Annotated in this window: 4 protein-coding genes and 3 pseudogenes; 1 reads left to right on the top strand and 6 read right to left on the bottom strand. The window is 37.2% G+C overall.

Annotation, left to right across the window (positions count from 1 at the left end):
* Window positions 1–199 precede the first annotated feature (199 nt).
* From AWB54_RS14735 to AWB54_RS14705, 6 genes and pseudogenes are all read right to left on the bottom strand, one after another.
* A complete protein-coding gene (locus tag AWB54_RS14735; RefSeq protein ID WP_061215360.1) occupies window positions 200–691 on the bottom strand; it encodes a hypothetical protein in 492 nt (163 codons plus the stop codon).
* Between the two features lie 128 nt (window positions 692–819).
* Window positions 820–1,389, bottom strand: a pseudogene (locus tag AWB54_RS14730) (type I restriction-modification system subunit M N-terminal domain-containing protein); the annotation flags it as partial.
* Window positions 1,390–1,666: 277 nt separating this feature from the next.
* Window positions 1,667–1,888 carry a hypothetical protein gene (locus tag AWB54_RS14725; RefSeq protein WP_061215359.1) on the bottom strand — a complete coding sequence of 74 codons (222 nt, stop codon included), beginning with the start codon at window positions 1,886–1,888 and terminating at the stop codon, window positions 1,667–1,669.
* Between the two features lie 344 nt (window positions 1,889–2,232).
* Window positions 2,233–3,393, bottom strand: a complete 1,161-nt coding sequence (locus AWB54_RS14720; RefSeq protein ID WP_061215358.1) for a protein kinase family protein — start codon at window positions 3,391–3,393, stop codon at window positions 2,233–2,235.
* 218 nt (window positions 3,394–3,611) lie between these two features.
* Window positions 3,612–4,832: pseudogene (locus AWB54_RS14715) on the bottom strand (transposase).
* A gap of 272 nt (window positions 4,833–5,104) precedes the next feature.
* Complete coding sequence (locus tag AWB54_RS14705) at window positions 5,105–7,312, bottom strand: AAA family ATPase (RefSeq protein ID WP_061215355.1); 2,208 nt, start codon at window positions 7,310–7,312, stop codon at window positions 5,105–5,107.
* 332 nt (window positions 7,313–7,644) lie between these two features.
* Here AWB54_RS14705 and AWB54_RS14700 point away from each other — a divergent pair.
* Window positions 7,645–7,855, top strand: a pseudogene (locus AWB54_RS14700) (IS110 family transposase); the annotation flags it as partial.

Genomic DNA, 7,855 nt, shown 5'->3' with positions numbered 1-7,855 from the left:
TTTTTGTGGTTATTAACATTTTACCAAACGGGGATGCACTTTTGGCGTCAATATGGGTTTTTTTAATGATTATTATATTGATTTATTGGGCTTTTCAGCCGGATTTTTTAGTCAGAAAGTTGAGTTATTAAGAAGCAAAATAACCTCTTCAACTTGGGGGATATCTCTTTTTCCTATAAAGTATTTGATCATAATTTTTTCACAATTTCGTTATATCAATTTTTTCAAAGGTTTCACTGAACGTCCTTGCGTCGCCATTATAGTGCAGTTCTTTTGTGTTCTTTCCCTGCTGCACCATAATAGTGATATTGACCTTTGCATCCTCTTGTTCTCGGCCACGCATCTTTTCCCATATGTAATTGCTGACCAAGTTTATTACAAGTGGAAGAACTATACTTGACCCTATCCATATGACTGGCATCCATATGTCAAAAGAATGTAATGACCGCAGTTTGATATCTCCATCAGAAAGGACATCCGCAGAATGTTCTGGATCTGTTTGTCTGCAATATTTCAGAAAACTAATTGTTTCTTGCGCATAGTAATATTCACCATCATCATATCTAATGGGTACGGCCAAGATATCAGTGGTATTTAACTTTTCCTTCGTCTGCTCAAAAACCTCTTTTTCCACAAAATATTTATTAAGCGGGTTTGTTGATTCCGTGATTATTAAATCATCTTTTTTCATAACAATTCTTCCTCCATAAAAATTCACTTACACCATAGGGAGACTTGCACCCCCTATTTTGAACCTAAACCCCCTTAGGAAGCCATCAGAATAGGGTAATTAAATTGTATCGTTTTCGCAGTGATTATATCACAAATTTTATCTTCTGGGGTGGGATCAAGCAATCGTACCATCATATCACGAATCTGCTTCGGAGTCCTAAACTGACCATTTTGGCCTGCTGTAGACAGCTTGCCCAGCATATATTCGTAAACATCACCCTGCATATCCAGATCTTTTATATCATGTTCATAGAGTTCATCCAGTCCGGTAATTATTTTTTGCAATACCTGTGGAGTAGAAATTAAAAACATTGCATCCTGCATATAACGTGAAAAAGCAGAAGTGTTTTTTCCGTTCATGGCTTTAATAAAAGGAAATACTTTTGAACCGACAATATCGTAGATCGCGCGGGAATCTTTAGTTTTAAACTTACTCCAACGCATATCCTGTCCCGCTTTATCCTGAGGAAAAATTTTGGGCATCTCTTCCCCGCTTAATGCCTCAACGCGTTCCATTTCCAATTCCTTTTCATCCAGTGAACGAATAAACATTAAATATGTAAGTTGCTCTATAACAGTTAATGGGTTGGTGATACCTCCAGCCCACATATCTGTCCATATTTTATCAATCTTGTTGCGAATTTCTCCTGTTATCATCTGTGTTCTCCCTGTCCTAAATTTAAATAACTTGATTATTCTTTTATAAACACCATTTAATTCCACCATCTTATGATAATAACTTTATATCAAATAATTAATGATATATCTGGGGTATATGCTGTCTACTCTACCACGGCGCTATCTTAAGCAAATATTAGTTTGCGCAACGAACTGTATAGGTGCCCGGCTCAAGTCAGAGCTATGGTTAAATAAATTTCCTACCGAGTTCGGCAAAAATGAACCAAGTTTAAAAGAACATAGGGACTGGTTTTCGTTATTTATTCCTTAGAAAGTTTTTTCCCGAAACCGTCAGTGTTGCTTCTGTAATTAGTCCCGTACTAAGGCCTCCGCGATGAATATAGCCGTCTTTTTCGAGGATTTCGTAAGCTTTGAGTACATATTCATCACTTTTTATAATTTCATCAGCCACCTCGCTATAGTGTATATCCTTACCGCCCAGTTTTCCGATTTGGATAAGAACCTGTATTCTGTCCATTTATCTGCTCACCCTTCTTTCAACATTATACAGCAATAAGAGGGTTTTTCCTTGCAACCAAAAACGTACGCCGGATGTAACATAACAATGGACAGGTTCAGACTTAAGCTGTTTAAGTATTTCAAGGACATCGCCCTGATATAGTTGCCATGTCAAATTAATCCCCTCCTCCCTTACTGCGTAGTTTTAACAGACCGTGCAGTACTAAATATGGATAATGCGTAGCTCAACTTAGCGAAATTAATGTCAAGTTCGTAGCCATCATACTGTATCATTCTGTTTACAATAGGATTTCCAAGTCGGTTTTTTTCAGCACGGTCAACATAATATCAACGTGATCTTAGCTAGAATGGAATTTCGGGCTCCTTTTCTACAACAGCAATTGTAGAAAGTTTGGAAATAATATTCGTTAGGATTAATTTCTGAGATTGGGGCGTTGAAGCTGTGAACCAATTAAGGAAATCATTTACCACAGAACAAGGAATAACAACATTAGAACTACAACGATATGCGCCGAAAACTATACTACCGATAATGTCCGCATTTTTTTGAATAATATTTTCAAAGAGATTGTCTCGTAGTGCCTTTTCCAGTCTAGCTACAAATATATCAATATCATAATTGAACTTTTGCTCATCAAAAAAGGATATAAGGGCTTGAAAAACAAGATTCGTGAAGGCCTGATATATATCCTTATCTTCTTGAGAAATTACCATATTTACAAAATCGTGTTTACCTATTGCTTCCTTAATATCTGCAAAAGTTTCATATCTATTTTGCGGCTGTTTCTCCATCATCTTATATAAAATATCCTGATAAGAAAAGTCCAGTAAATCCTGCTCATGCGCTTCCATAAGTAAACGATTAAACAACTCTGCAAGATAAAACATATCAGTCTTGGATGTATATATACCATCGAAATACTCCTGTGGCAATGTATCTGACCCTGATCGATTGATTTCTGCAACCAAACTATCACTATCATCGGTCTTTTTTTCGAAAATCTTGCCAATTCCAAAGTCAATGATTTTAACTGTTCCGATTTTATCTATTAAAATATTTCCTTCCCTGATATCTCGATGAATGATTCCTTGTTCTTCAATATAACAAAAGCCATCGATTAATTGAGAGAATACATCGTCTAAGGATACATCTTTGATAAATCCCAAATAATCTGTTATAAACTCTCCGATGTTTTTCCCATTAACATATTCCATCAATATATATCCAGTAAAGATATTCTCATAAGCATAATAATTATAGATTCGTACGATATTTCGATGGTTGAGTTTATATAATATCTTTATTTCATCGAGGAAATTTTTATAGAACCTTTCTTTGATATCCTCATATTCTGGCTCATACTTCTTCGCAACAAATAATTCATCAATAAATGGGTCTTGCAGCAATACAGTCTTTCCGAAAGAACCGCCACCTAAATCATTATTAACCATTATGTAATCTTTTTGTTTCAAAAAAAGGATAATATCGCCGTTATTTTTCATTATTTTCCTCCCAACTCCATAATTTCGTATCAAAGTAACTACATGAGACTTTTGCATAATAGCAAAAATCAAGTTCTTTGAAACTACAATATGGTATTAGAGCATAGTAACCGGTTAAATTTTGGTTAATATTGCCTTTATCATCAACAAGGTTAATGGATTTGTCTAAAAATGAGCAGATTAACCCCTTTCCTTTAAAACCTTGATTTCTACTTGCTTTATGCAGCTATATCTGTAGACGATTTGTCTTTGTTTATGGCAATAACCGAAGCAATCATGGTAATAACACTCAGGTAAGCATGGGTTTTGACCTTTTTAATGCCTCGTACATTAAGTCCGGTTTCAAGTCCCAGATGCTCCTTTAAACGCCCAAAACATCGCTCTACGCTGGTTCTCTTGTTGTATAGCAGCTTCCAGTTTGAAGTGCCTCGATGAGGCACTGTGAATAACCTGGAATCTTGTCTAGCTCTGGTTTTAACAACCATCCCATAATTGCTATCTGAGCACCAGGAGGAACCAAAAGGACAGTCACATTTGCCCATAACATGAGGGCATCGGAACTTGTTAACCCCATTGCTGCCGCCCCAATAAGCCATGCGGTATCCCGCTGAACATATGGGGGTTGCATCCCAATCCAGACCTTCTGGGGGCTCCTTTGCTCCTCGGTGATTTAGTGGTATTATTGCCTGTGCCTTGTAATCCTTGCGGATTAGTTCGTATATTGACTTTTGATCATAACCGGCATCCATGAGATAATACTGGGGTTTACTGTTTAAGTTGTTACTGCATTCTTCAAGGATGCTTTCGGCCATTATTCCATCGTTGGTACTGGCTGGGGTTATGCTCAATGCTACGGGTAATTCAGATTTAACGTCAGTAGCAATATGCAGCTTGTAACCAAACCAGGTTATCTGGTTACCATTGGTATCTAGCTTGCTGCCCCAGTTAGCTGATTGACCATCGTCTTTAATATTTTTACGTGGAACTGACTTCTCATTGGCATCTACTTTAGAAGCATCTATGGCAATGGAACTGGTATCAATCAAACCCATGGATTCAGCCGTTGTTACTTATTTCTTAAACAGTTCACGAAGTACTTCTGACTGAGTCAATCGCTCATAGAAACGGCTAAAGGTAGCAATGCTGGGCACTTTACCAAAAACATCAAAGCCACAGTTATACCTGAGTACTGGATCATGGGTAAGACGTTCCACTAATTCAGTAAATGTAGCCATATTGTAAACACGCATTGCAATTAATGCATTGAGCTTGCTCTCAAACGGGTAACCAGTTGGCCCTCTATGTTGTTTATTCTCTTTGTCAAGAACCGTAATAATGTCATAAAAATCCAGGGTGGCTAGAATTACCTCTAATCTTGACCGGGGCTGCAAATTTATTGCATCCTCAAAGGAAAATACGTATCCTTGCCGAATATTCATAAGTGACTTCTCCTTTCGTTTTTGCTTGGGTTGTTTTGTCACTAATAAATTCGGCAAAAATGGGGGTGAAGTCCTTTTTTTACTCTCTGAAAATGCCATTATTTCTAAGCTAATTAATTTACAAAAGTCTCACATAACTGACTTCGCCTTATTATAATAAGACAATTATAGAACTTCCTATTATTAGCCAAACGCGAAGCTCACAACTCAGTAGGAATAGTTGGTTATAAACATAATGTGCATTTGGCCACAGTTTGGACTATTTGTCTCGTTCACGTTTCTCCGCCTCGCCAATAACTGTTAATATGATCCACCGCATCGTTATCTGTAAATAGTTTTTGTAGAATAGCTAATATTTCACATTTTGTCTTGCCGTTTGCCTCTGCTTCAAAATCATCTATAGAATGCTGATTGACATCGAAGAGTTTTTTTGCACTTATATTATCGCCATAAAACGCCTCTATACCTTTCTTGGTAAAATTCATATATGTTTCGCAGATTTTACGACAAGGACTTAGCATTAAATCTGGTGAAGCATCTTCTGTATTATGTAGAAATACTAGTTCTTTCCACAGTGTTTCATAACTCGTTTTGAAATCCTGCTTTCCTTTACTTATGCTTTTTATCGTTGTGCGTTTTCCATCGGAAAACAGATGATAAACCCCGTATTTTTCATAGAAACTTATCTCTTCGCCATTTTCCTTGTAAGTTCTTCCCGTGTTGGGCCGAACATTTAGGTAGAAATGACAATTGTGAGTAAGTATAATGAGATAATTGCCGTCTCTTAGCCCTCTGTAGAGCTTCTGGATTTCACTAATCATTAAGTATTGCATCGTATCATCATTGCTGGTCATTGGATCATCTAATACAATGACCTTTGGTTTACTCCTGCTATCGACACTTTCGAGACTAAATATAAAATACAGAAAAGCAATAATATTTTTCTCGCCTTTACTCAATTTTGTAATCGGTCTGATATTTTCATCATGACTTTTAATTTGGTATTGCCCTTTTTGATTTTCGTCATCGTCCTTGACCAATTTTAGCGAGAATGAAACAACACCCATACTTAGCAGCAGCTTGTTAATCTTTTCGGCGATTTTTTCTTCGTCTTTCGTCTGCAAGATCAGATCTTTACGTGCATCTTGTTTTATCTGAAGTTCATTCTTTTTGTCGCCAAGAACTTTCTGCGCCTCATCATTAATAGCACTGAGCTTAGCTAGACTAATACTTTCATCGTCGTACTGGAATTCGTCCAGCATTTTATTGATCTCATGATAGCGTAAAGCATCCTTTGCTTTTTCCTGTTCCGTTTTGAGATTCAGCGATAGCTCGTTGTGACCTTTCACCAAGTCTTCACATTCTTTTTCAATATAATTAAAGTTTGCCGGTATAGCTATCTCTAATGGCGTAGATTCGATAAACAGTTTTTTCTTCTTTTCCTCCAATGCAGCTTGTAAGCTACTAAGAAACTCCTTATATTCGTTTCGTTTAGCAACAATCTGCAGGTTCAGCTTCCTAATATCTTGCTTGAATCTATCATAGAATACGACTTCCTTTATCTCTTCTATGCCTTTTATGGCATCAAGCTCTAATTCAATTTTCGTAATTCCGCTAGCAATGCGGCTTTCCAATTTTTTAACCTCGTCGTTAAAATAGTTCCCGAGCAGTTGCCATCGTTCATCACTAATTTCGTTGCCGCAAAAAGCACATATTTCACCGATTTTATGCTGATGAATAATCATTCCTTGTCTAGCAAAGTTTTGCTTATCAGTTTTACCTTTTAACTCTGGTATATCCTGTGTCTGAGCTACGCTAGATTGTAAAACTTCATTTGTAGACTCTAGATATAATGACAAGTCAATATCTGGGAACAGAATATTAGGGACATCCGCCTTTTTGTCTGCTTTTATTGTGTTTTTGTGCGCCACAATACTGTCCTCTGATAGCAAACTGGCCTTTGCTATTTCATCTTTAAAACTAGGCTTATCATAGGATGTCTTTGCAATCTGAGGATTCGATAAATTTTTTAATTTTCGTGCTGAATCAACGAAAAATGCGTTAATTTTATTGTACTGTGTGTCATATGCTTTCTTTGACTTTGTGGCCTTAGTAAGCAAATTTTCAATGTTAACGTCTTCTGGCTGTTCTATTTGTTTTCTGATCTCGGCAATGTCGTTATCAACAATATCAATTTCTTTCTGTATTTTTGCGTTTTCTGTGCCCAATGCGACAGCATTTAGCCTATCATTCTCGACAACACCATCGAAATCTTTAAACAAACATACGTCATATTCGGTAGACAACTGACTCATAATCTGATCGGAAATCGTGGTTTTACCCGTGCCATTTCTACCGAATATAAAGTTTACCTTCTTTGTAATATTGAGTTCTTGGCTACCTTCGCTAAATTTGTCAGGATGATGAGACAAGCTGACCCTTAGTACAGGTATTCCAGAGCTCTGTAGATCATTTAGCATTATATTACCCCCATTTTCTACCATAACATTTTGGTTGCGCATAAACATTATGTGGGTTTTAATTGATGTTCATTAATACATTTCGCATTATAGACGCCCATGCGCGGGTTCGCGCACCAGCAAATTAATGAAAACTACGAGCTCCTGTGATATTCTTTGACTACGGCATAAGGTCGGAATGTCTTGGTGCTTTGAGCCCGATATTATAGACTGACTAAGGTTTTCTGCTTGGACCACAAATTGTTGCCATGAGCACGCAATGGTAGATTAATATGTTCCAGGAAACCCGCCGTAAATTCTGAGTCATTGGAGGTATCTCAATGAATGTAATTATTAAAGCTGTACCAGTTCGTAAAACTGATGTCAAAGACTCTGAATGGATTGCTGATTTACTACGTCACGGGTTGTTGAATGGTAGCTTTATTCCCAAGCGGGAACAGCGTGAGCTCAAAGAGCTCGTACGCTATCGCCGAAGCATGGTGCAGGAGCGTGCCAGGGAATTGAATCGTATTCAAAAAGTTCTTGAGGGAGCCAATATCAAAT

It is taken from the genome of Syntrophomonas wolfei subsp. methylbutyratica, assembly GCF_001570625.1.
GTDB lineage: Bacteria > Bacillota > Syntrophomonadia > Syntrophomonadales > Syntrophomonadaceae > Syntrophomonas > Syntrophomonas methylbutyratica.
Note: the sequence above shows the minus strand (reverse complement) of the source record. Positions and strands in the feature narration are given on the sequence as shown.

Coding starts and splice junctions, on each gene's coding strand:
- AWB54_RS14735 (WP_061215360.1), bottom strand. CDS start 691: ATGAAAAAAGATGATTTAATAATCACGGAATCAACAAACCCGCTTAAT.
- AWB54_RS14720 (WP_061215358.1), bottom strand. CDS start 3,393: ATGAAAAATAACGGCGATATTATCCTTTTTTTGAAACAAAAAGATTAC.
- AWB54_RS14725 (WP_061215359.1), bottom strand. CDS start 1,888: ATGGACAGAATACAGGTTCTTATCCAAATCGGAAAACTGGGCGGTAAG.
- AWB54_RS14705 (WP_061215355.1), bottom strand. CDS start 7,312: ATGCTAAATGATCTACAGAGCTCTGGAATACCTGTACTAAGGGTCAGC.